The organism is Psychrobacillus sp. MER TA 171 (assembly GCF_023713305.1).
GTDB lineage: Bacteria > Bacillota > Bacilli > Bacillales_A > Planococcaceae > Psychrobacillus.
Map to the genome: position 1 here is coordinate 1 of NZ_JAMAWN010000018.1, position 26,981 is coordinate 26,981.

At 37.9% G+C, this 26,981-nt stretch carries 23 protein-coding genes; 18 read left to right on the forward strand and 5 right to left on the reverse strand.

The features are described 5' to 3' along the window. Positions 1-365: 365 nt before the first annotated feature. Positions 366-1,070: a hypothetical protein gene (locus M3627_RS14980; protein ID WP_251556347.1), complete on the reverse strand. Its 705-nt coding sequence runs from the start codon at positions 1,068-1,070 to the stop codon at positions 366-368. A gap of 273 nt (positions 1,071-1,343) precedes the next feature. Between M3627_RS14980 and nagA the strand changes: the two genes are divergently transcribed. Both nagA and nagB read left to right on the forward strand, forming a co-directional pair. Next, positions 1,344-2,516 (forward strand): N-acetylglucosamine-6-phosphate deacetylase, encoded by a 1,173-nt coding sequence (nagA, locus tag M3627_RS14985; RefSeq protein ID WP_251556348.1) that lies wholly within the window; start codon positions 1,344-1,346, stop codon positions 2,514-2,516. Position 2,517: 1 nt separating this feature from the next. Next, entirely contained in the window at positions 2,518-3,225 is a 708-nt protein-coding gene (nagB, locus tag M3627_RS14990; RefSeq protein ID WP_251556401.1) for a glucosamine-6-phosphate deaminase, read from the forward strand. 101 nt (positions 3,226-3,326) lie between these two features. On the opposite strand, the gene M3627_RS14995 is transcribed toward nagB, so the two are convergent. Next, positions 3,327-3,956 carry an alpha/beta hydrolase gene (locus tag M3627_RS14995; protein ID WP_251556349.1) on the reverse strand — a complete coding sequence of 210 codons (630 nt, stop codon included), beginning with the start codon at positions 3,954-3,956 and terminating at the stop codon, positions 3,327-3,329. Positions 3,957-4,375: 419 nt separating this feature from the next. On the opposite strand from M3627_RS14995, the gene cypC reads away from it, so the two are divergent. After that, the gene (gene cypC, locus M3627_RS15000) at positions 4,376-5,629 is read left to right on the forward strand and encodes a CYP152 family fatty-acid peroxygenase CypC (RefSeq protein WP_251556351.1); all 1,254 of its coding nucleotides are present in this window, start codon (positions 4,376-4,378) and stop codon (positions 5,627-5,629) included. A 16-nt stretch (positions 5,630-5,645) separates the two neighbouring features. Beyond that, positions 5,646-5,876 (forward strand): hypothetical protein, encoded by a 231-nt coding sequence (locus M3627_RS15005; RefSeq protein ID WP_251556353.1) that lies wholly within the window; start codon positions 5,646-5,648, stop codon positions 5,874-5,876. Positions 5,877-5,902: 26 nt separating this feature from the next. On the opposite strand, the gene M3627_RS15010 is transcribed toward M3627_RS15005, so the two are convergent. After that, a complete protein-coding gene (locus tag M3627_RS15010; protein WP_169360208.1) occupies positions 5,903-6,820 on the reverse strand; it encodes a DMT family transporter in 918 nt (305 codons plus the stop codon). A gap of 313 nt (positions 6,821-7,133) precedes the next feature. On the opposite strand from M3627_RS15010, the gene M3627_RS15015 reads away from it, so the two are divergent. Further along, complete coding sequence (locus tag M3627_RS15015; RefSeq protein ID WP_251556356.1) at positions 7,134-8,363, forward strand: sugar ABC transporter substrate-binding protein; 1,230 nt, start codon at positions 7,134-7,136, stop codon at positions 8,361-8,363. Positions 8,364-8,408: 45 nt separating this feature from the next. Here M3627_RS15015 and M3627_RS15020 read toward each other — a convergent pair whose 3' ends face one another. Then, on the reverse strand, positions 8,409-9,083 hold the full coding sequence (locus M3627_RS15020; protein ID WP_251556357.1) for a YesL family protein: 675 nt from the start codon (positions 9,081-9,083) through the stop codon (positions 8,409-8,411). Positions 9,084-9,413: 330 nt separating this feature from the next. Between M3627_RS15020 and M3627_RS15025 the strand changes: the two genes are divergently transcribed. The 13 genes from M3627_RS15025 (at position 9,414) to M3627_RS15085 (ending at position 25,735) form a co-directional block, all read left to right on the forward strand. Beyond that, the gene (locus M3627_RS15025) at positions 9,414-10,676 is read left to right on the forward strand and encodes a sugar ABC transporter substrate-binding protein (RefSeq protein ID WP_169360206.1); all 1,263 of its coding nucleotides are present in this window, start codon (positions 9,414-9,416) and stop codon (positions 10,674-10,676) included. Between the two features lie 119 nt (positions 10,677-10,795). Next, positions 10,796-11,692, forward strand: a complete 897-nt coding sequence (locus M3627_RS15030) for a carbohydrate ABC transporter permease (RefSeq protein ID WP_251556402.1) — start codon at positions 10,796-10,798, stop codon at positions 11,690-11,692. 16 nt (positions 11,693-11,708) lie between these two features. Continuing rightward, positions 11,709-12,512, forward strand: a complete 804-nt coding sequence (locus tag M3627_RS15035; RefSeq protein WP_169360204.1) for a carbohydrate ABC transporter permease — start codon at positions 11,709-11,711, stop codon at positions 12,510-12,512. 42 nt (positions 12,513-12,554) lie between these two features. Further along, positions 12,555-13,556 carry a zinc-dependent alcohol dehydrogenase gene (locus tag M3627_RS15040; protein WP_251556358.1) on the forward strand — a complete coding sequence of 334 codons (1,002 nt, stop codon included), beginning with the start codon at positions 12,555-12,557 and terminating at the stop codon, positions 13,554-13,556. A 33-nt stretch (positions 13,557-13,589) separates the two neighbouring features. Next, complete coding sequence (locus M3627_RS15045; RefSeq protein ID WP_169360202.1) at positions 13,590-14,642, forward strand: Gfo/Idh/MocA family protein; 1,053 nt, start codon at positions 13,590-13,592, stop codon at positions 14,640-14,642. A gap of 37 nt (positions 14,643-14,679) precedes the next feature. Further along, on the forward strand, positions 14,680-15,651 hold the full coding sequence (locus tag M3627_RS15050) for an acetylxylan esterase (RefSeq protein ID WP_251556359.1): 972 nt from the start codon (positions 14,680-14,682) through the stop codon (positions 15,649-15,651). Positions 15,652-15,676: 25 nt separating this feature from the next. Then, positions 15,677-16,519, forward strand: a complete 843-nt coding sequence (locus M3627_RS15055; RefSeq protein WP_169360200.1) for a sugar phosphate isomerase/epimerase family protein — start codon at positions 15,677-15,679, stop codon at positions 16,517-16,519. A gap of 13 nt (positions 16,520-16,532) precedes the next feature. Further along, positions 16,533-17,219, forward strand: coding sequence for a hypothetical protein (locus M3627_RS15060; RefSeq protein WP_251556360.1), 687 nt, complete (start codon positions 16,533-16,535; stop codon positions 17,217-17,219). Then, entirely contained in the window at positions 17,216-18,190 is a 975-nt protein-coding gene (locus M3627_RS15065; RefSeq protein WP_251556362.1) for a Gfo/Idh/MocA family protein, read from the forward strand. The genes M3627_RS15060 and M3627_RS15065 overlap by 4 nt, the downstream gene beginning before the upstream one ends. An 84-nt stretch (positions 18,191-18,274) precedes the next feature. Next, entirely contained in the window at positions 18,275-19,939 is a 1,665-nt protein-coding gene (locus tag M3627_RS15070) for an alpha-glucuronidase family glycosyl hydrolase (protein ID WP_251556363.1), read from the forward strand. A gap of 17 nt (positions 19,940-19,956) precedes the next feature. Next, a complete protein-coding gene (locus tag M3627_RS15075) occupies positions 19,957-21,549 on the forward strand; it encodes an FAD-dependent oxidoreductase (protein WP_251556364.1) in 1,593 nt (530 codons plus the stop codon). 18 nt (positions 21,550-21,567) lie between these two features. Then, positions 21,568-22,527, forward strand: a complete 960-nt coding sequence (locus tag M3627_RS15080) for a GNAT family N-acetyltransferase (protein ID WP_251556365.1) — start codon at positions 21,568-21,570, stop codon at positions 22,525-22,527. Positions 22,528-22,654: 127 nt separating this feature from the next. Further along, the gene (locus M3627_RS15085) at positions 22,655-25,735 is read left to right on the forward strand and encodes a carbohydrate binding domain-containing protein (protein ID WP_251556366.1); all 3,081 of its coding nucleotides are present in this window, start codon (positions 22,655-22,657) and stop codon (positions 25,733-25,735) included. Positions 25,736-25,867: 132 nt separating this feature from the next. Here the strand turns inward: M3627_RS15085 and M3627_RS15090 are convergent, their stop codons facing one another. Beyond that, entirely contained in the window at positions 25,868-26,965 is a 1,098-nt protein-coding gene (locus tag M3627_RS15090; protein WP_169360193.1) for an ABC transporter ATP-binding protein, read from the reverse strand. Positions 26,966-26,981: the final 16 nt, after the last annotated feature.

Below are 26,981 nucleotides of genomic sequence, written 5' to 3' on the forward strand. Positions count from 1 at the left end.
ATGTTTGCGCTTGGCGATATCGATCCCAATGACCAACGTCTTTTCACTCACTTGATTAATTTTATGATTCGTACTATTATTCATAAGAGGCCCTCCTATATATGTTTTGAGTATTCAATTGGTTGTTACTCTAGCATCATATAAGAGGGTTCTTTTTTTTTCAAGTGCCTTTAAAGTTATAATACAGGAATGCTCCAGCGGGATGAGTGAGACAGATCAGACATCACAACCACGCGCGATAGCGATGGGTGATGGCTTATCGCTCACCCCGCGGAAAGCGTCCGGCTGGTGCGAAAAATCAATTCTACTCTATGGTTTAAAGATTTCTTTGCATTATAAATCAACACTACCCTTTAACATAGCCTTTATAAATGATCGTATTTCGTCCGTGCTACTTCTATTAAGCTATTTAAAACCTGGCCTTTAAATGAATCTTCTACTGATTGTCCGTCTTCTGTGCAGAAATAGTAGCACATTTTTTCTTGATTATAACTGAATCTCAGCTCATTTAGCTTTTCGTGTAAATTCTCTGGTAAGCCATCTAATCCAGTCTTTTGTTTAAAATAATCAGTTGCTAAAATGTAAACGTCTATATCTTTTACCCCAGTAGAAACAATAAACAAATCATGGTCCTGTTTTAGAATCCATTGCTTCTTAGAATATAAAGAGATTTTCTTGTTTTCTAAAAATGCAAGTCCATTTGTATTTATACCAAATAGGTTTTTTAGGAGAATGCGAATCTGCTCTCCAGTCCAATCTTGCTGTTGAGTTTCCAGGTACCATGTAATGGCTGCCTTTGGAGTAGGCTCTTTCAGGTTTTCAGCAGTTTCTATGTCTAACAAGTATGCTTTGTCTAAATCTATGTAAAAAGCATGGGATATAAAATGGGAGATAGATTCGGTAGTTACCTCTACTTCTTTAGAACTAAAATACCGATCCATAGCTTCTATTTTAGACATTTCTACTAACTTGTCTTCAATTACTTCATTTTTAACGCCTTCACTTTTTAAGGTTTGGATGATTACTTCATCTATAGACGGATGGTATTTTGGAGAGTGTAAGAATGGCATAATATTCCTCCTTATTTTTAATTATCATACAATAAAAGCGGATGGGGTGCTTACATTATTTAAATAATAATTTTAATAGCCTCATTTTTGAAGTTGTAATTCCTGCTCATTTTAAAAGTTTTGAACGAATCAACTTGAGAAATACCCCTTTGTAGGAATCGTTAATCTATTTCATAGAATTTAAGTGTATAATTTTATACGTTTATATTATATGATTATTTAGAAATATTAAATTTATTTAAAAGTAAATCTATTTTATAGGAAGGTGTGCCTATGAGTAATTACCGTATTCAAAACGTTCAAATGTGCTTAGAGGATGGCCAAATAATCGATGGGGAGATTTTAATTGTTGATGGAAAGATAGCATCTATATCTGAAGGTACAATGGAAGAGTTTACTGGAGAAGTCATTGATGGTATGGGATATGTTGCAATGCCTGGTTTTATAGATATCCATATTCATGGCGCTGCTGGCGCTGATTTTATGGATGGAGAGCTCAAGGCTACTAAAGAGATTGCCGAATACTTGCCTCAAGAAGGAACAACTTCTTTTTTAGCAACGACTATTACTCATTCATCAGAGCGAATTAAACAATCGATAGAAGTAAACACTCAATTCCTGGAGGAGGGTATAGAAAATCAGGGAGCAGAGATGCTTGGCTTTCATTTGGAGGGGCCATTTATACATCCCGAGCAGGCAGGGGCTCAGCCGGTTCAGCATATACAAAAGCCTTCCATTGATCGTTTAAATAGTTGGTTTGGAGAACAACTAAGCAATTTGAAGGTAGTTACATTAGCTCCTGAGCTCGACGAAGCTTTTGAGATGATCCAATATTTAAAAGAGAAAGGAGTTATTTCTTCCGCAGGTCATTCGAAGGCGTCCTATCAAGACATTAATAATGCAGTACAAAATGGGTTAACACACCTAACGCATTTTACCAATGCTATGACAGGTGTTCACCATCGAGAAATTGGGATGGTTGGAGCAGGATTCATGAATGAAATGCTTTTCTGTGAAGTGATTGCGGATGGTATCCATTTATCAGACGATATGCTTCGATTAGTATTTAAGGTGATTGGGTCGGATAGAGTCATTCTCATTACTGATTCTATGCGAGCGAAAGGACTTCCGGATGGAAACTATTCACTTGGCGATCAGGAGGTCAAGGTGGTTGGTCGAACTGCTACCTTAAAATCGGGTACATTAGCTGGAAGTGTGCTAAAAATGAATGAGGGTGTACGGAAAATCCGAGATTTAACTGATTTACCGCTTCATGAGTTAGTGAAAATAACCTCAACAAATGTAGCGAAAAGATTAGGAGTAGACGATCGAAAAGGGAGTTTAGCAGTTGGGAAGGATGCCGACATTGTATTGCTAAATAACTCCTTTGAAGTACAATATACTTTTTGTAGAGGAAGGCTGAGTTATTCTAATGAGCAAAGGTAATATAACATGGTTGGAAGTTAAAACTTACGAAGAAATGAGTAAAATGGCAGCTACTATTTTTGAAAAGCAATTAATAGAAAAGCCATCTAGTGTATTAGGATTAGCAACAGGAGGAACTCCGATAGGCTTTTATAAAGAATTAGTGCAATGCTACATAAAAGGGGATATTTCTTTTGAAGAAGCAAGTACGTTTAACTTGGATGAATATGTAGGGATCGGGCCGGAGGAAGCTACAAGCTACCATAAATATATGCAGGAGCATCTATTTAAACATGTAAACATTCCAAGAGAAAATGTTTATCTTCCAAATGGCTTAGCAACGAATTTAGAGAAGGAATGTGCCCGTTATGAGCAGCAGATTGAACAAAAAGGCGGAATTGATCTTCAATTACTAGGAATTGGTGTTAATGGACACATTGGATTTAATGAGCCAGGTACGTCTTTTCAATCAAGAACACATGTTGTCGAGCTTGCAGATAAAACAAAACAGGATAATGCTAAATACTTTCCAGAAGGAAAATCAGTCCCAGAGCTAGCCATTACAATGGGTATTGAAACAATTATGATGGCAAAGCAGATTGTGTTATTAGCCTTTGGTGAAAATAAAATAGAGACTTTGAATCGCATTAAGGAACAAGGCATTTCCGAGGATTTTCCGGCAAGCTGTTTGAAAAAGCATCCTCATGTAACCATTATTTATGGAAGTTAAACATATATAGTATCAAAAAAATGTTTGAGGAAGATATAGTATCTCCTCAAACATTTTAAATAAGAATAAATTTCATTTTTCAATTGAACTTGATAATTATTCTACAATTGTTTTAGGAAATTAACTAAATCAAGCTGGTTTTCCGGAACGACTCCATGGCCGTCCTCGTATGTTTTATATGTAACATTAGCTCCTAGTTCCTCAAAATAATTTTTACTTTCTAATCCCCAGTGAGATGGAATTACGTAATCATATTCCCCGTGCGAAATGAACATAGTCAAATGGTCGACAGGGTGCTTTCTATACTCCTCTTTCACAAAATCAGGTAAATAACCGCTTAAGGCAGCTACTCCTTTTATTACATCGCCCATAGTAAGAGCTATTGTCTGTGCCAATACAGCGCCCTGACTAAAGCCGACTAAACTTATTTTACTTTGATCTAAGCTATATTCCTGTACAGCCTCTGCAATAAATTGGTGAAGGTATGTTACTACCTTATCAAAAACCTGTCTTTCTGGTCTTCCCTCTTCCTCAATCGTAAAAAATGCATATCCAGGATTAAATACAATTGGTCCACGCAAACTAAATATATGGTGGCTTCCTTCTAATTCTTTTACAAGCTGGAGCAAATCCTCTTCGTTACTGCCCATGCCATGAAATAAGAAAAGAGATGGCTGGTCATTTCCATTAGTGGTCGGTGCTATATATTTATATGTAAAAGGTGACTTCATGTAAGCTACTTCCTTCCTTCTTGTAGTAAATACATTCTATCATATGCTTTATTTAAAGATAAAAGATAGTGCAAAGAGCTTTTCTAGTTGTTTAGGAAATTATAAAGTTCTGAACCTGTGGAACGCCTTGCCCCTCGGGTCAAATGGGTAAAAGCTCCGGTGGCTGAGGAGCTGCCTCCTCGCTTTTCTCCATTTGCCTGTCGGGGCAGTGATAGGCGATTACGCTTTTCTTGATGTCTAGCTTCATCGCCTTGCCCCTCGGGTCAAATGGATAAAAGCTCCGGTGGCTGAGGAGCCGCCTCCTCGCTTTTCTCCATTTGCCTGTCGGGGCAGAGACAGGCGATTACGCTTTTCTTGTTTTAACCAGATTAAAAAGGGAAAAGTAAACAAACAATATAAGTAAATAAGGAGATGGTTAAATGACTAATTCAAGGCAGATGCCAAAGGAAGAGGGTCTAGATCATAGTCTCACGTTGTTACGTGAGGGGTATATGTTTTTAGCGAATAGACGTAAAAGCTTTGCATCTAATATCTTTGAAACAAGATTGCTGGGGCAGAAGGCAATCTGTATGGGTGGCGAAGAGGCGGCTAAGCTTTTCTATGATAACGATAAGTTCATAAGAACGGGAGCAGCCCCAAAAAGACTTCAAAAGACACTATTTGGAGTAGGCGGAGTTCAAGGATTGGACGAGGAAGAGCATAGAAATAGAAAAGGGATGTTCATGTCTATCATGACGCCAAATCACCTAGAGCGTTTAAACCGTCTTACTCAAAAATATTGGGATATCAAAAGTAGAGAATGGGAACAGAAAGACCAAGTCGTTCTATATGATGAATCGAGAGAATTATTATGTAAGCTGGCATGTGAATGGGCAGGGGTGCCTTTAAATGAGGGCGAAGTAAAAAAACGTACAGAGCAGCTGACTAAATTATTTGAGTCTGCTTCTGCGCTAGGACCTGAACATTGGATGGGAAGGCACGCTAGAAAAGAATTAGAGGATTGGATTGGAGAGCTGGTGGAACAAGTAAGAAATAGCAAGCTACAGCCACCAGAGGGAACTGCTCTCAACAGTTTTTCCTTTCATAAGGACATAGATGGCAAGCTATTAGATAAAGAAATAGTTGCTGTAGAAGTGTTGAATATTATTAGACCAATTGTAGCAATCTCCGTTTATATTACCTTCACCGGCTTGGCCGTGCATCAATATCCTGAAAATAAACCGAAACTTTTAAAAGAAGACGAATTCCTTCAAATGTTTGTACAGGAGGTCAGAAGATTTTATCCTTTTTTCCCTGCGACAATCGCTAGAGTGAAAAAAGACTTTATCTGGAACGATTTTCAATTTGAAGAAGGAACCTTAACCTTATTAGACTTGTATGGAACCAACCATGATCCTCATCTATGGGACAACCCAGAAATTTTCAATCCCGATCGTTTTGCACGGTGGGAAGATAGTCCGTTTAGCTTTATACCACAAGGCGGTGGAGATTTCAATATGGGCCATCGCTGTGCAGGAGAGTGGGTAACTATTGAAGTAATGAAGGTGAGCCTTCAATATCTTGCAAATAAGCTAGAATACGACCTTCCAAACCAGGATTTAAGCTATAGCATGGTAAGTATACCAAGTCTTCCACATAGTAAGGTTATCATGGCCAATGTAAAAAGCAAGTAACAATAGGAGACTAAAGATGAAAGAATTTAAAATTACTTACTTCTTTGATGAAAACCACTATATAAGAAGGTTTATTCACTTAGAATCATTGGAGGAAGCGGAAAGTCTGATCCGAAATGAAAGGGATCAGTTTATTTCCTTTTGGGATAGTAGAGGCATCTACCATGAATTGAATACGAAGAATGTCCGTGTAACCCAACTGTCTGAATACCATCGTATAGATAAAAGTAAAAAGGTACCCAAATGAAGCATAGTCTTCATGGGTACCTTTTTTCATATGTGATTTTTGGCTGTATTTTCTTGCTTTAAGGTAAGCCGCTGTTTCTTTCCATACAAGTTAACGAGTAATAAGCTGCTTATTGCAATGGTCCCACCAACAATAGAAAGTGGAGAAGGAAGCTCATGAAGCCAAATCCAAGTAATAATTATAGCAACAACTGGCTCTGCGTATAATGTATTGGAAATAGAGCTGGCATCGCTCTTAGATAACGCTATTGCCCAAGTGAGGTAGGCTAATGCTGTAGGAAATATACCAATGTAAATCGCAGATAGATTTGCTTCTACAGTTGCGTTTTGAAGAGTATCGAATAGTCCAGGTGAAAAAAAGAGAAATGGTACAGTACCAGCCCAAGTAAAGTAAGCAGTAAGCTCAATAGCGCTATATTTCTTAAATAAAGGCTTTTGATATACGAAAAAAATAGAAGTGGCAAAAGCTGCAATTAGAACTAGGAATACTCCCGGAGAGATATCAAAGGATGAGTCTCCAGTCCCTAAAGCGATAAGTATTATTCCAACAAATCCAAACCCTAATCCTACCCATCCTACTTTTCCTAATCGTTCATTTAATATAACGACAGCCATCACAGTGGTAACAATTGGTGCAGAACCGATAAGCATACCTGCAGTCCCTGCAGAAATGGTCATTTGTCCAAATGTCACGCAAACATGGTAGAGGCTAATACCAATCCACCCTAATATTAATATTTTCCATAGGTCGCTTTTCTCAGGAAGTTTAAATTTACTTCCTGGCCAGAATGCAACAACAGCAAAAATAAGTGAGGCTATCAAAAATCTATATAAAGATAAGTGACCCGGAGGAAAGCCTCCATTTAAACTTGCACTAATCGCTGCAAAAGAAGATCCCCAGATAGCTACAGTCATAATTGCGAGAAAAAAAGCTTTTGTATTCATCTATCATTCACCGAGCCTTATGTTGTAAGATTCTTTATTTTAATATAACTAAGGAATCTTACAACATATATGAAATTTAAACAACATGACGACAGCTATTTGTCACACAAAATATAAAAAATAGCCATTGTGTAGAAAATTAGTGACTATATTACGACATTGTCTCTTTCATGTCAGTCATATACTATTAAGAAACTAATGATTTACATTTGACATAATTGGAAAAAAATACTTATTATTTTGAAAGGGGTGATCTAGAAGCAGAATCGAAAAGAGAAGAGCAGCTAGAAAACAAATCGAAGGGGTAGGTCAATTGAAAAAGTTACTTTTTTTATTGCTGGTAAGTGGGTTACTGATGGTTGGTTGTAGTGATGATACTGGAACAACGGATTCTCAAAGTAAAGGGGAAATAACTGTATGGGCTCATCCGTACACGGACAATCAGGAAAAAGAAGGGGAAATGTGGAAGGAGTTAATCGCTTCTTATGAAGATGCCTCTGGTGTGAAGGTTAACTTCCAACAAATTCCTTGGGCTAATCGCGATCAAAAAATATTGACTGCACTTGCAGCAAATAATGGTCCAGATGTATTTTATGCCATCCCTGACCAAATGCCTCAATATGCTGAAGCGGGAATGCTAGTTGACCTTAGCCCTTATATGGAAAACAACGATATGGACGATTTTGTGGAAAGCTCACTGGTTCCAACTAAGTGGAAGGGGAAAATGTATGGTGTACCGATTTTACAATCAGTCGAAACCTTTATGTACAACGTTGAAGTTGTGAAAGCGATTGGGGAGGATCCTTCCAAGCTTCCAACTACGTGGGAAGAGTTTGAAGAATGGGCAGCTAAAGCTAAAGAAAAAGGTTATTATGCTTCTAGCTTCCAAGGCGGAGGCTCAATGAATGGTACTCTGTATCCTTATTTATGGCAGGCTGGTGGTGAAATACTAACGGAAGACAATAAAGTAATGATTAATAATGAAGGTGGCGTAGAGGCATTTGAATTTATTAACAAATTATATAGTAATGGTTGGATTCCGCAGGATTCGATTACTGCCTTAGACCATGATGCCTTATGGGATAGCGGAAAACTGTTATCTATTCAAGGAGCAGGAAAATCAGTAAGTAGAATGCTAGAAAAAGAGACTTTTGAGTTTGTCATTGCTCCGCCATTAAAGAATAAAAAACAAGCTACCTATGGTACCACTGGCATGTTTGTTGTTCCGGTAAATTCAGATAATAAGGATGCAGCTGCAGAGTTTATTAAAGTAATTACAAATGCTGAAAACCAAAGGAAATTTAATAGAGAAACTCAATTCATTCCTACTAGAGAGTCAGCAAAAAATATTTATGACGATCAAAAATATCTCGCCCAATTAGCTTCTTACACGGAGTTTACACAGTCAGGAGTCATTCATCCGGAAGGGCGTAATATTATGCCGTTAATACAAGCAGAACTTCAAACCATGCTAGAAGGTAAGAAAACTCCTAAAGAAGCGGCAGATGCAGCAGCCAAAGCTATTGAAGGAAAGCTAAAGTAACAAGAAAAGAGAGCGTGATCTAAAGAATAGATCCCGCTCTCTTTTTTAAGATTTCAGGTCCTCAACCAACATGTCTTTACTAACTAATGGTTTTTCTTGTTGTACTTTTTGTTTTTGCTCAATTCTTCTAAAGGCTCTAAAACTTAACACGGTTATTGCATAGGCTAGAAGGCTTCCTGAGAAAAGTGGTATGGCTCCAGGTAAAAATGTTAGAAAAAAGTACATAGCTAATGTACTTGCTAAGATGCCAAAAAGCTCTAAGGGAGACGTAATAGCAATGAGAAACGACTGTTTTATGTATTGAAAGTATTTTAGCTCAAAATGAACATAAACAGGAAAGAAAAATAGTAGTGTAAGAATACTAGAGATTAGGATGAAAAATAGAGCAGGTAATAAAAAATTAAATTGGCCATTACTTAATTGAACAAATTGAAAGTCAAAAATTAAAAAATAACAAATGAAAGCAAAAAATAAGCCAAAACTATTTGCTTTCCAGAAGTCTTTTTTAAAGATTCTCCAAAAAGATTGAAAGACTTTAAATGGTTCTTTGCCTTCCTTCATGATCATCAATCTTACAACCCCAAATAATGCGACAGTGGAAGGGAATAGACCTAAAATCCCTAAGCCTAAAACAGTGAACATAATCCACAATAAATTCAAGTAAATTAGTGACAACATCCAATATGCAACTTTATTAAAATTATCCCAGTTCAGCTTCATTTTCTCCTCTCAAACAGAAGTCTATTAATTAAAGACTATTTATAGACATTGTCTCTTTATTGTTAATCATATAAGATAAATAAAAGTTAACTTATTATTTTGTAATTTCAGTATATTTTAGGCTATTAAGAAAGTAAATAGTTTTATAATTTGAACTTGATAGCGCTTTCTTAAAAATGTACTCGAAGTTTTTACAATTTATATCTTGAATGTTGGAGACGTTACAGAGAAAGAACGAGCCAGAGCAGATTATTAGGAGGAGGGATTTAGTAATTAAGCAACAGTTATTAATCCAAACAACATATTTTAAAAAGGGGAAGGGGTAAATATATGAAAAAGCTGTGGTTATTTTTAATATTGTTAGTGTTTAGCGCCTTGATGGTAGCTTGTAGTGATGATGAGGCAGGGGAAAAAATAGAAACGTCTGGAGAAGCTGGAAAGGATGGTTTTTCAGGAGAAATAACTGTTTGGGCACATCCGTATACAGGGGATCAGGAAGTTGAAGGTAAAATGTGGGATGAAATTATTGCTTCTTACGAAGAGGCTACAGGAGTAAAGGTCAACTTTGAGCAAATTCCTTGGGCAAATCGTGACCAAAAGGTTCTTACTGCTTTAGCTGCTAACAATGGTCCGGATGTATTTTATGCTATCCCTGACCAAATGCCACAATATGCCGAAGCAGGGATGCTAACGGATCTTAGCCCATATTTAAAGGACAACGATATGGAGGACTTTGTTGAAAGTGCTCTAGTTTCCACTACATGGAAGGATAAAGTATACGGTTTACCTATTCTACAAGAAGCTTATACCTTCCTTTACAATGTAGATATTATCAAGGAAATCGGTGAAGATCCATCCAAACTGCCAGCAACATGGGAAGAGTTTGAGAAATGGGCAGAAAAAGCAAAAGCAAAAGGGTATTACGCATCTAGCTTCCAAGGTGGAGGTTCTATGAACGGTACATTATATCCATATCTTTGGCAGGCTGGTGGAGAAGTACTTACAGCAGACAATGAAGTAAAAATTAACAGCGATGCTGGTGTAGAAGCGTTCGAATTTATCAACAAAATGTATAAAAACGAGTGGATTCCAAAGGATTCTATTACCGCATTAGAGCACGATGCTTTATGGGATGGTGGTAAACTGCTTTCTGTCCAAGGATCTGGAGCATCTATTAGCCGTATGTTAAGTAAAGACACATTTGAATTTGTTATTGCACCCCCATTAAAAAATAAAGAACAAGTTACTTATGGAACTACTGGTATGTTCGTAGTACCTATTAACTCTGAGAATCCAGATGCAGCAGCTGAATTTGTAAAAGTTATGACGAATGCTGAAAACCAACGTAAATTTAATCAGGTTACTCAGTATATCCCAACGCGTGAATCTGCAAAGGATATCTTTGAAGAGCAAAAATATTTAGCTCAGCTAGCGACTTATACTGAGTTTGCTTTACCAGGAGTTATACATCCAGAGGGACGCAACATTATGCCTTTGATTCAAGCGGAGCTTCAAACGATGATGGAGGGCAAGAAAACTCCAAAAGAGGCTGCTGATGCAGCTGCTGAAGCAATTAAAGGAAAAGTAAAGTAAATCTAATAGGGAGTTTGGTCTTTGACAGATCAAGCTCTCTATATGATTAATCTACATATGAAAGGGTGTTTACACTGGTAAATACAATAGGTAAACCTTTAGCGTCCAAGAAAAATGGGATGACGCTAAGGGCTAGATTAAAAAGACAATGGGATCGTAATGCAATCGTCTATATTTTTCTTATTCCGATCTTAATACATTTTGCTATTTTCCAAGTGTACCCATTCCTTTTAAGCTTTTATTTAACATTCATGGATTGGAAGGTAATTGGTGATCCAGAATTTGTAGGGCTTAAGCATTGGAAATACTTTTTAAGCGATAGTATTGCGTGGAAGGCCTTATGGAATACTGTGATGTTTTCAGTTTATTATATTGTCCCAACAATGGCAGTGGGCTTAATACTAGCCTTAATTATTAATTCGGGTGTTAAGATGGCTGGATTTTTTAAAGGGATTTTCTTTTTACCTGTTGTCACATCTTTTGTAATTATCGCTGGTATATGGGGATGGTTATTCAGAGGGACAGAAGAAGGAATGATTAACTATCTAATAGGGTTCATCGGTATTGAGCCTCAGCTATTCTTATCTGATTCTAGTCAGGCTTTACCTGTTTTAGCCGCATTAAGTGTTTTTAAGGTTGCCGGGAGCACTATGATTTATTACTTCGCTGGTCTCCAATCGATAGACAAGGGGCTATATGAGGCGGCTAAAATGGATGGCGCATCGACAAGTAAAATCTTTTGGAAAGTAACTTTTCCTTTATTGAAGCCTATTCATTTTTATGTAGCGATCACTACTACTATCGGGTCGTTCCAAATTTTTGACTCAGCTTACTTGCTAACAGGTGGAGGACCAAACTATGCAACAACGACTATTGTTTATTACTTATACAATCAAGGCTTTACTAGCCTGAATTTAAGCTATGCTGCAGTACTTTCCTATGTGCTATTCTTCATCATCCTAATGATCTCGCTCTTACAAAGAAGATTTTTAGGGAAAGAGTCTAATCTCTACTAGAAGGGGATGAAAGTGTTTGAAAAAGGTAATTTCCTATGTTGCTTTGTTTATATTGGGTTTTTGTTTTCTAATGCCCTTTATCATTATGATTTTAGGGTCTTTTAAAAATGTAGAATACGCACAATTAGACCCGCTTTTTTGGATTCCAGATGAACCAACTCTAAAAAACTACTTTTATATTATGAGAGATGGCCAATTTCTCCGATGGATTTTTAACTCAGTTGTTATTACTGTGATACCCGTAGCTAGTCAGATGATTTTTTGTGCAATCCTAGGTTATATTTTCGCAAAGAAAAAATTCTTTGGGAGAGAGGTTATATTTTGGGTGTTTATGGGGGTTATTATGATTCCTCAACAATTGTTGATCATACCAAAATATATTATGTTCTCTGACTTTGGATGGATCAATACCTACTGGGCGCTTATAGTTCCAGAGCTCTGGGGAATTATGGGGGTTTTCCTAGTAAGACAGTTTCTACAGGGAATACCAAATGATTTAGAAGAGGCTGCATATATAGACGGGGCAAATGATTTACAGATATTCTTTAAAGTTATTTTACCTCTCTCTATTCCGGTAGTAGCTACAGTTGGAACTTTTGCCTTTATCTCCAACTGGAACGATTTATTTCAGCCACTAATTTATTTAACTCAGGAAAAAATGTTCCCAGTAACACTTGGCTTGGCTTCGATGTTAGGGAAGGAAGGAAACTTTGGGATAGAAATGGCAGGTTCAGCAGTTTCTTTTATACCAACTTTTCTTATTTTCCTATTCTTCCAACGATATTTTACAGAGGGAATTCAAATGTCAGGTTTGAAATGATGAATTCTAACCAAATAGGTTTTGATGTAAGGAGCGATTGAAGTGAAGTCAGTTATTGCTAAAGATCAAATGGTTTATATAGAAGAAAGGCCTAAAATGGATATTTTACCTTCCTATCTTATGATCAAAACGTTGTATAGCGCTATATCTCCCGGAACCGAGTTGAGTTTAATAACAGCGAGCAATGCCCGAGAGATTTCTTTAGGGTATAGTGCTGTTGGTATTGTTGAGGAATGCGGGAACGGAATCACTGATTTTCAAGAAGGAGATATAGTTGCTTGCTACGGTGCACCCTACGTGGGGCATTCTGAGTATTTATGTGTACCAACCACCTTATGTGCCAAGGTTCCAAATGGTATGGATCCAAAAGAAGCTGCCCTCGCTGGAATCGGAGCAATAGCTATTCATGCACTTCGAAAAGCGAAATTAGCATTTGGAGAAACAGTGGTGATTGTTGGGCTTGGATTGTTAGGGCAGATGATTGCAAAGGTAGCTCATGCTGCTGCCTATGATGTTCTTGCATACGATGTACAAGCTGAAAGAGGAGCTATGTTAAAAGAAGAATCAGAAATTACCTCCTTTTCGAAGTTAGAGGACATGAAAGAAGAGATTAATGTGCGTACATTCAACCGAGGAGCAGACGCTGTATTGCTTTGTGCGGGAGGCAAACGGTCAACGCTTACTGGTCAAAGCCTGGAATGGATACGCAACCAAGGAAAGGTCGTTATTGTAGGAGATATTGAGCCGGACTTTCCACGAGAGTTAATGTTTGGGAAGGAAGCTCAAATCCTCATCTCTAGAGCAGGGGGGCCAGGGAGATATGACCCTGTCTATGAGAAACAGGCAGTGGATTATCCTTATGGATATGTGCGGTGGACAGAGGGAAGAAATGTAGCTGAATATTTAAGATTAGTGAATGAAAAGCGTATTAAGATTAATTCATTTATAACGGAAGAAGTGAACATAGATCAGGCGCCAGCTGCATATAAAGATTTGACTGACAAGAAATCTAAAACCCTGACGAAGCTAATACGTTTTCGTTAGGAAGTAGTTTTATAACTGGAGAGGAGCATTTTAATGTTGAAGGTTGGCGTGATTGGTGGAGGATCTATTTCACAATTTCATATTACCCCTTATCTCTTACATAATCGGGTAGAGCTAGTAGCATTATGCGATCAAAACGAGCAAAGACTTACGGAATGTGGTCATCAATATGGTGTTACTCATATGTATACCAACTATAAAGACTTATTAGCTAACAAAGATGTAGATGCAGTAAGCATTTGTACATGGAACAATACGCATGCTGAAATTGCTATTGCTGCACTGGAAGCAGGGAAGCATGTGTTAGTTGAAAAGCCCTTATGCATGACGGTCGAGGAGGCGTTGGCAGTCGAGGCTGCGGCAGTAAAGTCAGGCAAAGTTTTACTCGTCGGATTTGTTAGAAGACATGGTAACAACTCTAATATCTTAAAGCAATTTATCGATCAGGAATATTTGGGGGAAATCTATTACGCAAAAGCATCTTGTTTAAGAAGACTAGGAAATCCAGGTGGCTGGTTTAGTGATAAATCTAAATCTGGAGGAGGAGCCCTTATGGATTTAGGAGTTCACATGATAGATCTTTGCTGGTATTTGATGGGGAGGCCTAGACCAGTTTCTGTCAGTGGCAACACGTATTCCAAACTCGGTAATCGAAGTAATGTCAAAAACCTTTCCTTTTACAAGGCTGCTGACTACGACTCTTCTTTAAACAACGTGGAAGATTTAGCAAATGGATTAATTCGTTTTGAAAACGGAGCATCTTTGGCGGTAGATGTAAGCTTTACGCTTCAGGCAAAAGAGGATCAAGTAAGCGTTAAATTGTTTGGAGACAAAGGAGGAGCTGAAATAGAACCAGAGCTAATTATTGTGACGGAGCAGAATGATACTATTTTAAATATTCTTCCGCAGGTTGACAACAAAAGCTTTGACTTTGCAGGCTCTTTTACTAATGAGATAAACCATTTTGTAGAATGCTGCTTAGATGGGAAATCGCCTGTTGCACCTGTTGAAGATGGGGTCGAAGTAATGAAAATGTTGAATGCTATCTATGAATCTGCTCAAACAGGTAAAGAAGTTTATTTGTAAGGACAAAGTTTGCTTAGAAAGGAGGAGCTAAATCGATTTGGGTAGACAAATTGGAGACTATTCTTTAAACCATTTAAAGGCATACCAGCCAATGCTTACTCGTAAGCCGGTAGACTTTCAGGTGTTTTGGGAAGAACAAAAGAAGAAAATAAGCAATATCCAACCAAATGTCACAGTTGTTTGGAAGGATTACGTGATTCCTACTATGGAGGTAGCAGATTTAGTGTTCGAAAGCTGGGATGGGACACCATTAAAGGGATGGGCTATTAAGCCTAAAGGTGTTGAACGATGTCCTGTTATATTAAATATCCATGGATATACAGGTAGCCGTGGACTGCCCTTAGACTATTTAAAGTGGATTTCTATGGGGATAGCTGTGTATGCCTTTGATGTTCGAGCGCAAGGAAGCTCACCGGACTACGCTAAATACAATAATGGAAGTAGAAGTCTTGGTTGGATGCTAAATGGTATCCATGATCCAGATAAATATTATTATACGAATGTGCTTAAGGATTTACTAATACAGCTTGAATGGATTAATTCACCGGAGGCTCTTTTTAACCCAACAAAACTAGGAGTTGTAGGAAGCTCTCAAGGAGGGGGCTTAGCCTTAGCAATTGCAGGATTGGATCAAAGAATAGAACTAGTAGTCTCTGATTATCCATTCCTCGCAAATTTTGAAAGAGCCTTAGAGGTGTCTTTGGCAGGACCGTATATGGAGTTTATCAACTATTTCAAGTATACAGACCCACAATATGACACCTATGAAACATTGATGAATACACTTGGCTATATTGATTGTGTACATTTCTGTGAATCTATTAATTGCCCGACCCTAATGTCTATTGGATTAGAGGATTCTGTAACACCACCATCCACTGTCTTTGCAGCCTATAACTATTTACGAACAACAAGTAAGGAAATAGAAGTCTACCCTCAATATGCACATGAGGTTAACCCTTTTCATGAAGAAAAGAAGTTAGCTTTTGTCAGAAAATATTGGAGCTGAAGGGATAGATATAGGAGGGGAACAAATGAAAGTTAGTATAAGTATGTATAGCTTAGCTTCCACTCTTCGAGGAGAGAATTGGTCAGTTTCAGATTTTATTGATTATGCAAAAAATATATCTTTGGATGGCGTAGAGCTTTTAGATATTTACTGGCAAAATCCTGTTAACAAGGATGAAGAGATACAGAAAGTTGTCGAGAAACTGCACAAAACCAATCTAGAAGTATCAGCTTATGATATTACAAATAACTTTGTTCATCAAAACAAGATTGAACGAAAAGCGGAAGTTGAGAAAGTAGTAGAAGGCATTCGTGTCGCCAAGGCTTTGGATGCTAATACAGTTCGTGTTTTTTGTGGAGATATTAGAGAGGGCCTTATCTATGAAGATTGTTTTGATTGGATCATCGAGGGCTTGAAGGAAAGTGCAAAGGTAGCTGAACAGGAAAAGATAGTGTTGGCTATTGAAAATCATGGTCTTTTAGCGGGAAAAAGTCAGCAGATTCAGGAAATTATTAAAGCAGTCAACAGTCCGTATGTGAAATCTACCTTTGATACGGGGAATTTTTTATTAGTCCACGAAGAGCCTACGAAGGCATTTGACCGGCTTAAGACTGAAATAGCTCATGTGCACTTTAAGGATTTCAGAGAGAAGGAAGTTCATGAAACCGTAAAAGGCTTTCGTTCAACGGAAGGAAAAGAGCTAATCGGGGTTATCCCAGGTGACGGGAAAGTAGATTTAACTTATATCGTAGAAGGACTTAAAAAACAGGATTACCAGGGGTGGCTTTCTATTGAGTATGAAGGCTTTGAGGATGCGAAGCTAGCTAACGAAGAGGCGGTGCGTCGACTTAGAAAGCTGTTGAATTGAGGAGTGATTAATCATGAGTATTATTTTAGGTGATTTTACTGAAGTGGAGCTAGGACAGGCAAGTAGGCTTCAGTCTGTTGAAAAGCTAGTGGAGATTAACGGTGAACAAGGTTCTTTTGTTATGGACGCTACAGAGAAAAACTTAAGAGCTCTAGAGAAAAGTGGATATAACATTTTCATTCCAGCAGACTTACTTAGTTATGTGAATGAGGATAGTGACGCCAAGGTATATTTTGAATTGGAGTGTTATCCTTTCTACAAAAAAATAAAAGAAGTAATAGAGAATGGCAGCAAGGCAAATGGCGTATTTCGTTTTCGAAGAATGGTAAGAGAGTATAACCTAGATATTATGGCAGGAGACCTCTATGTACTTTCCTTATTATTTGGTGAACCTAAAGTGAGACAAATAAAAAGGTCTAAGCGAGATTCTGGTATAAGTCATATGATTCTCATGATCCGTTTTGAAAGTGGAGCCATGGCCCATGTCGAATTTACGATTGCAAATGTGGAACGAGTTGAAGTGGAATGGAGTGGAGTGAAGCGTATTGTTGAATTTGATAGTGAGGAGTTGAACGGTCAGCTTCTTCCATTACAATACAATGCAGATGATGTAATGCGCTCTGCAAAAAAGGTAGATGCTGTACTGATTGAAAAAGTGAAATTCTATCGGGATTTCATAGCTGGAGGTACACTTATATGAAAATAGGTATGATGAGTTTTGCTCATATGCATGCAAACAGTTACGCGAACGCTCTAACAAAAATGAAAGACGTGCAGATTGTTGGTATCTTTGATGAGTCGGCAGAGAGAGGGCAACAGGCAGCTGCTTTGTTTGGTGCGTCCTATTTTAACAATCAAGAGGAATTTCTCTCCTTAGACATGGATGCAGTGATCGTTTGTAGCGAAAATAATCGACATAAAGAGATGGTAATCAATGCAGCTAAAGCTAAAAAGCATATTTTATGTGAGAAGCCGATTGCTACAAATATAGAGGATGCAAAGGAAATGATTGAAGTATGTAAAGAGCAGTCGGTCATTTTGCAAATAGCTTACCCCGTAAGATTTAGTACTCCAATTCGTCATTTAAAAGAGTTAATTGATAAAGGAGAGCTAGGAGAGATTATTGCTTTTCGTACCACAAATAGAGGACAAAACCCTGGTGGTTGGTTTATAGAAGAAGAAGCGGCTGGAGGAGGAGCAGTGCTTGATCATACGGTACATATGGTAGATATAATGCGTTGGTATATAGGACAGGAAGTTTCAGAAGTGTCTGCTATAGTTGACTCCTATTATCATGATATTGCAATAGATGATGCGGGTCTGCTTACGTTAGAATTTGCAAACGGTGTAATTGCTTCTCATGATCCTAGCTGGTCAAGATTTGCTCAATATCCCACTTGGGGTGATGCAACGATTGAAGTCATTGGTACCAAGCAAATAGTTAAGGTAGATGCCTTCAAGGAGCATTTCCGTATGTTTGTTAGTGGAGAAAAATCTCTTGAACACGTTTTCTATGGAAATGATATGGATTTTGGGTTAGTACAAGATTTTGTTCAATGTGTAAAAGAAGGAAGAGAGCCATCGGTTACTGGCTATGATGGTTTAAAGTCGCTTGAAGTCGCCTTGGCTGCATATGAGTCTAGTAAATTAAAGCAACCAATTAAATTATAGAATTCTACAGGCACGTGTCTAGAAGAACATGGGCCTTTTACTGTAGCTAGAAATCAAGATATTAATCTAAAAGGCAGTGATATTATGAATTTGATTACTTACTTTAGCAAACAAGAGCCAATTCTATTTGCAGTGGAAGAGTTAAAAAGGTTGTTAGAAAAAGCCGGTATCGAAGGCTCCTTGAAACTTGTTGAATGCTTTAAAGATAGCGACGATCATCAAATTTTATTAATAACAAGAGAACGATACGAATCATTATCGATTGATTCCAAACTACCTGTTGTTTTAAGTCTAGACGGCTACAGCATAGTAAAACAAGGCACCAACACATGGATTATTGGGGAGGAGCCACGCTCTGTTTTATATGGAATTTATAAGTATTGTGAAATGTATTTAGGCTATAGATGGACTCAGTTGGATCAAGAAGAAATAGTTGCAGCGCCGCTTCAAGAGCAAGAAGAACTTTCTACTTTTAATCCTACTTTTGAAAGAAGAGGAAATATTATTGAAACCATTGATGACTCAACATTTATTAATTCATTAATAGATTGGGGAGTAAAGAATGGCCATAATGAATATTTTTTTACTTTCTTTTTATGGGAAAAAGTAAAAAGGTATGTAGCTCCGACCTTAAAAAAAAGAGGAGTAAAGGTAACATTAGGCGGCCATTCACTTCAATTTTTATTAAACGAGATAGGTATTCAGAGTGCTAAGCAAGAAAATATTCAATTCTTTACAAGAGATAAGGAAATACAGGAGAAGGTCATTCAAAAAATTGTAGCTATTTGTAAAGAGAATGAGGTAATTTCTAGAATATCCTTGTGGCCAGAGGATGTGGGTATTGGAGAGAAAAACGCCAGTGACTTCATGTCGAACTATATTTTATTTACTGAAAATTTGAATAAATCTTTAAAGAGTAGTGGGCAGCAAGTAGAGGTCGAGCATATAGTCTACAACGCTGGACTTTCGTGGAACATGCTAGAGCGCGACAATAACACGAATATCTCGTCAGAAGTTGATATTCTATTTGCATACTGGGGAAGAAATTACGCAGAAAGTATAGAATCACAGGAGATTAATCAGCAAAGAGCAAGTCATGCATTGAAGGATTGGAACGCGGGAGCCACACAGAATGGTAGAAATCTAACCGTTTTAGAATATTATAGCGACCATTTCATGCTAAGTGAGCTATTCCCACCTCTGGCAAAAAGAATTGATGAAGACGTAAGGGATTATCGACGTCAAAACGTAACGGGAATTTTAAATCTCATTGTCCCGCCACATGTGAAAGACCACTCTAGGGAATTAGACAAAAGTTACCCATGGAAGTGGGTCCAACATTTTAATAATTATATATATACGAAGCTTGTTTGGGGACAGAGTTTAAGTGCGTCTCTAGAACAATATTTTCAGATCTATGCTTCTGATTCGACACAGATTAAAGAAGCATTTCTCTTTTTAGAAGAAATAATCTCACCTCACACTAAATGGAACGTACCGTTATTTCCAGCTAGAGTCGTCGATCCAGAAAAGGTTACAGATATGACAGAGCGGCAGGACGTTGCAAACTGTCTAAACGAGATAGGTAAGTTTTTTGGACAGTGGGATTTTGAAGAGACAGAAAGGCTGCTGTCTACTCAATCAAAAGATATTTCACAATCTTATACACCGACGGAGTTAGCCAACGTATACTTCTATTTTTTAAAAACAGTAGCTGAAAGAAATCTAAAAGAATGGAACGAGAAATAAGAGAGGGAGGGAAGCGAATGAATTTTAAAGAACTATACTATTACAAGCCTACACCCAAAAATAAAGAATCTAAAATTGTGGAGAGAGACTTAATTATATACGGTGGAACTCCAGCAGGTTTAACTGCCGCTGTTCAGGCGCGACGAAATGGATTGTCAGTAGCAGTGGTAGAATTTAGCCGGAATATTGGAGGCATGACCGCTAGCGGCTTAGGTGCCACAGACCTTGGCGCAGAAAATGCCATTGGTGGACTTGCTAAAGAGTTTTATAATGAGGTAGCTAAATACTACCGTAAGGAAAAACAATGGAGATTTGAACCAAAGGCTGCACAATCTATATTTGCATCCTGGATGGAAGAGTATAACATCCCGGTATTTCTAAATGAACACTTACATGAAGTTATTAAAAAGGATCGAGAAATAAAGGAAATCATCATGGAGAGTGGTAATCGTTTTAAAGGGAAAGTCTTTATGGATTGTAGCTATGAGGGAGACTTACTTGCGCTAGCGGACGTTTCCTATTTTGTAGGTAGAGAGTCGAATGCCACTTATAAGGAAATCTATAATGGCGTTCAATTTGGTGCACCACATCATAAATTTGAGAAGTGGATTGACCCGTATAAGATAGAGGGTCAGGAGGACAGTGGACTATTACCAGGTATAAGTGTAGATAGTAAAGAGTCTTTAGGATACCAGGGACAGGGGGATCATCGGATTCAAGCCTATAACTTTCGAATTTGTTTAACAAATAACCCTAAAAATCGAATTTCTTTTCCAAAACCCCCTAACTATGAACCTCAGCGTTATGAGCTTTTATTACGCTATATTAAGTCGGGCGTTTGGGATGCTATGAAGCTACATACTCCACTCCCAAATGACAAATCGGATTTAAATAACCACGGTGCAATCTCCACTGATAATATTGGTAAGAATTATGAATGGCCAGAGGGTAGCTACGAAAGACGAGAGGAGATTTTTCAGGACCACGTAAATTATGATCTTGGGATGCTCTATTTTTTATCTAATGATGAACGAGTCCCACAGTCAATCCGTGAGGAAGTAGCATCTTGGGGTCTACCAAAGGACGAATTTATGGAAACGGGACATTGGCCGCATCAGCTTTATATTAGAGAAGCAAGAAGAATGATATCAGATTACGTCATGACAGACCATAACTGTCTTGGACAATCCTTTGTTGAAGACCCAATTGGATTGGCTTCCTTCCATATGGATTCTCATAACTGCCGACGTGTGGTGATTGATGGAAGATGTGTAAATGAGGGAGATGTGCAGGTCCCGATTTCTCCATTTGAGATATCCTACCGCTCCATACGTCCAAAAGTAGAGGAGTGTACTAATTTGCTTGTTCCAGTTTGTTTATCCAGCTCTCACATTGCTTTTGGATCTATACGAATGGAGCCAGTATTCATGATTCTTGGACAATCTGCAAGTGTTGCAGCCAATTTAGCTATTAAGCATAATACATCTGTCCAAGAAATAGATTATCAGGAACTAAAACAAGAACTGATGAAAGTAAGCCAGGTAGTTGAATGGAGTAGCGACATGAAGGATGACCCTATTAAACGTATGCAAGAGACATTCGGACAATAGTAGAAAGGATGACGTGAAATGAAAACCATACCTTGGGATGTTAGTAGACTAGCGGAAGTGGTTGAGCTCTGGAACAAAGAATTGGGAGAAGAATATCCAATGCGTCAAGAACTTTTTAACCAAAATAGTTTGGAAGACAAGAATGTCCTAGAAGATGGTTGTGCCATGGCGGTAGACGACCAAAATAACATAATAGGGTTTATTGTAGCTAAAAAATGGCAGGAGAACGTAGATATAAAAATGGATTCTAAAAGGGGGTGGGTTCAGGTACTCTTGGTAGACACAAATTACCGGAATAAAGGGTTAGGGACAAAGCTACTTAATAAGGCCGAAGAAACTTTAAAAGATCATGGTATAGAGGAGGTTCAGTTAGGCGGAGATCCTTTTCATTATTTCTCTGGAGTACCTCTACAATTTGGGGAGACACAACAGTGGGTTGAAAAGAAGGGCTATGTGAAAAGAATCGACACATATGACTTGATTAATCATCTAAGTAAGAACTATTCCATGCCCGAAGACAAGACAGTGTCTTATTCAATCTTACAACCGGATGAAAAGGAAGAGTTACTTACCTTTTTAAACAAGTCTTTTCCTGGCAGATGGGAATACGAGGCGATTAAATATTTTGAATCGAATGGAAGTGGAAGAGAGTTTGTAGTACTCAAAAAGAATGGACGGATTATTGGATTTTGTCGAATCAATGATGATGCATCCCCAACGATTGCGCAGAATGTTTATTGGAGTCCTTCCTTTACAACTAAGGTTGGAGGGATTGGACCCCTCGGAGTAGATTCGAGCGAACAAAAGCAAGGATATGGATTAGGAATTGTAGAGGCGGCAATGGTTCTATTACAGGAAAGAAAAGTCGAAACTATTATTATCGATTGGACGATATTAGTAGACTTCTATAAAAAACTAGATTTTGATATTTGGAAAGGATATGGGATTTATTTAAAGGATTTAGCAGGTACAAATTGAAATAGCGTTTACAGAAGAAAGAAGTACTCGATTTTAGACTCATTCAAAGTCGACAACCCTCACTAATCATAGCAAAAACTATTCTTAAGACTAGTACTAATAACTATATAAATAGGAGGAAAAATAAATGAGAGAATTCTTTAAAATTGTAATGATTACGGTTCTTTGTACAAGCGTGGCGTTAGGAAACTTTACGCCATTATCCATATCTCATGCGGAGGAAGCTTCAAGTGAGATACGAAACCCTGGATTTGAAGAGGTAAATAATGACCCTTCTACTATACCAGGATGGTCGATGGAAAATAACAGTAGTACTCCAGCAGTTATTACCAACACTATTTCTCACGAGGGGAGTCATAGCCTACACTTTAAAGACGAATCGGACAAAGCAGGTAGTAGGATATTTAGTGACAGAGTATCGGTCACTCCTGGTAAATCCTATACTGCAAAGGTCATGACAAATGTGGTAAAGCAAACTCATAATATTGTGTATGAGGTGCACTATTACGACAAAGACAATAGAAAGCTCACTAACAATGTCAAAACAGAGTTATTTGGAAACTTACCTAAAGACAATTGGACAGAACTAAAAGTCTTTACTGAGGTTCCTGCGAATGCAGCATATGCAAGGCTAGCCTTCTACTCTGGCGTAATTAGCTTAACAGAGGCTTACTTTGATGATGTTACTTGGGAGCAAGCAGTAGAAGACATTCCATTAGAAAGAGAATATGCTTCTCCAGTCGATTTAGGTGAAATGGTTAACGTGCAGTTAGGACAAGCAGCAGTTATTCAAAAAAATAGCCTAGGAGAAAATGAAGTATATTATCATTCTAATGGCCTTCCGGGAACATTTTCTGTTTTAAATGCTGAAACAGGAGAGCTTAAATTTTCTAAAGTAATAGAAGGAACAGAGGCTTTATGGGCAATCACAATTGGTTCCGATCAAAATGTGTATTTTGCAGGAACAGGTGATGGTAAGCTTTATCGATATTTACCAGAGGAGAAGAAAGTAGAAGAATTAGGGGTCAATCCATCTGATAACTGGGTGTGGGATTTAGAAGGTACCGCTGATGGGAAGATTTATGGGTCCACTTATCCTCATGCAGCTGTATTCGAATATGACATAGAAAGCGGTGCTTTCCGTAACTTTGGTACTGCAAAGGAAGGTCAGCAATATGCGAGAGGAATTGGAGTAAGTGATGACTCTATTTACGTCGGAGTAGGTACTAAAAAGCATTTGATCAAGATTGATAGATCTACAGGAGAAAAAGAAGAAATAATAATTGAAGGCCAAACAGGTACAGATGGCATGATCGAAAATATTTTTATCGTAAATGATAAGCTGTTTGTTTCCGCTGGTTCAGTAACTATGCTAGTTCTTGATAGAGAGACGCATGAAGTGATTAATCAATTTAGTTATAGCAATATGATTTCAGACCCTTCTCCACACAATAACAATTTAATTTACTTTAAGTTTGAAAAGAAATTGTATCAGTACGATTTTAGTAAAAATGAAACAAAAGAGATTGAAGGTATTCCTTTATTACCAGACACAGTACGAGTTAAAGATATGGAATGGATAACATTAAGCAATGGAGAGACAGTTCTTGCTATGATTACGCAGTATGGCGAATATATATTATACGAGCCAATAAAAAATGAAATAACGTTTATTGACATGGATATTGCCTCACAATCCGTAGAGATTCAGGCTCTGGAAGCTGGTCAAGATGGAAAATTATATATGGGTGGCTACCAACGTGGACTAAGTATATATAACCCATTTACGAATGAAAGGGAAGTGAATATACCTTCCTTTGCCCAACCAGAAGGCATCGGCTTTCTAAATGACAAAGTATATTATGGAACATATGTAGGAGCGATGATTTATAGCTATGATCCGAACAAGGAGATAGATTTAAATAGTAACCCTAAGCTAGAATATGATATTACTGATCATCAAGATAGACCTTTTACACTTACATCTGGAGATAATAAGCTATTCGTTGGTACGGTACCAGATTACGGGGTATTAGGTGGAGTTCTAGCCATATTCGATGAAGACACCGGTAAATGGTCACAATATAGAAATGTAGTAGAAGATCAAAGTATTATTGGATTAGCCTATAAGGACGGAAAGCTATATGGCAGCACATCCATTTGGGGCGGACTAGGCTTGGACCCAAAAGCAAAAGAGGCTAAGATATTTGTATGGGATGTAGCTACTTCCAAAAAAATAGAAGAATTTACACCTGCTATTCCTGGAATAGATGAAACTCCAAGAATGATTGGTGAGATCTCATTTGGACCTGATGGTAACCTGTGGGGCATAGTTGATGGGACAATATTTGCGATGGATCCAGAAACGAAGGAAGTGGTTAAGAGTAAAACCATTCATCCAAGCTTATATAATAGCAGTAAGTGGCTACCTTACCGACTAGAATGGGCACCAGATGGAATGCTTTATACGACACTTTCTCGAAAGTTAGTTGCTATTGATCCAGAAACTTTGTCACATAAAGTTATCGTAGATCGCTTTATGAATAATATGACGGTAGGGATGAACGGAAGCATTTATTACGCACAAGGCAACAAGCTACAAATGATTGCAGTACCTGAAACAGACGCTACACTAAAATCTATTTTAATTGGCGGGAAGACTATTTCTAATTTTTCACCAGGGAAAAGCCAATATAATTTACCGGAACAAGAAAGATCAAGCTTACAAGCTATAGCAAATCAGACAGAAGCGAATGTAGATATAAAAGATGAAGGACAAATGACTACTATTTCAGTCACTGCTCCAGACGGTAAGTCAAAGAAAACATATAGTATTCAATGGGAGCAGCAAGCAGAGGTTCCGGAATATGCAATGGAAGTGAATGTGAAATTCCAAGATGAAAAAGGAAAGGAAATACAAAAGCTTACGAAGGAAAACAAGATTACAGCTGCCATAGAGGTTAAAAATACTAAAAATAAAAATCAAGATATTTTAGTATTAATGGAGTTACTTGATGAGAATGGAAAAGTAGTTGATCAAGATCAAAGCTCAAGAACAATCCCAAAAGGTAAGACGATGAAAATGTCGACAAAGCTTAAGATGCCTAAAAACATTAAGGGGTATCAATTAAAAGTAACTGCGTGGGAAGGTAAGAAGATAAAGGAGAATATGGTGCCGTTATCGGAAGAGTTTATCATTAAGGAATAAAATCTGGAAAACATATTAGGTGGGTGAAAAAAAGTGCTAAACATAGCACTTTTTTTACTGATATTTTCTACAGCATAGCATTATAAAAGCCCACAACCCTTTAATGGGCTGTGGGCAAATTTATAATTTATATTATCGTATGCGGCTTTCTGTTTCCTTGTCAAAGAAGTGAGCCTTAGACATATCAAATGTAAGCTGTATGTTTTGCCCTGTTTCTAAAAGAGAATCTGCATTAATTCGAGCAACGTATTGCTGTTCTCCTAGAGTGGAGTACACCATGAACTCAGCACCTGTTAATTCACATACATCTACATGTGCGTTCACTACGGATTCTGGTGTTCTAGTCAGATCCTCTGGGTCTGCAGAAATATGCTCTGGACGGATTCCGAAAATAATATCTTTACCGTTGTAGCCTTGCCCATTTAGAAGAGAAGCCTTTTCTGGAGATAATTTAATCTTATTCTCGCCGGCTACAAAGTAACCGTCCTTTACTTGCCCTTGGAAGAAGTTCATGGCAGGTGATCCAATAAAGCCTCCAACGAAAACATTTTCTGGGTTTTCATACACGTCTTTCGGAGTACCGACCTGTTGAATAAGGCCGTCCTTCATAACTACTAAACGTGAAGCCATTGTCATTGCCTCTGTTTGGTCATGGGTAACGTATACAGTAGTTGTTTTAAGTCGGTGGTGAAGCTTAATAATTTCAGCACGCATTTGTACACGTAATTTGGCATCTAGATTAGATAATGGCTCATCCATTAAGAACAGCTTAGCATCACGGACGATTGCACGTCCTAATGCTACACGCTGACGCTGACCGCCAGACAAAGCTTTTGGTTTTCTATTTAGAAGTGGCTCAAGACCTAGAATTTCAGCTGCATTCTTCACTCGCTTGTCAATATCAGCTTTAGGGAATTTTCTTAGTTTTAACCCGAAAGCCATATTATCATAGACAGACATATGCGGATAAAGTGCGTAGTTTTGGAACACCATTGCGATGTCGCGATCTTTAGGAGCCACATTATTCATAAGCTTACCCTCGATACGAAGCTCACCTTTAGAAATTTCCTCTAGGCCTGCAATCATACGAAGTGTTGTCGATTTACCGCAACCAGATGGCCCAACTAAAACGATAAATTCTTTGTCTTGTACGTGTAAGTTGAAGTCTGAAACTGCAGTAGAAGTATCATCATATATCTTATAAATATTTTCGAGAACCATTTTTTCCATTGTAAATCCCCCCAAA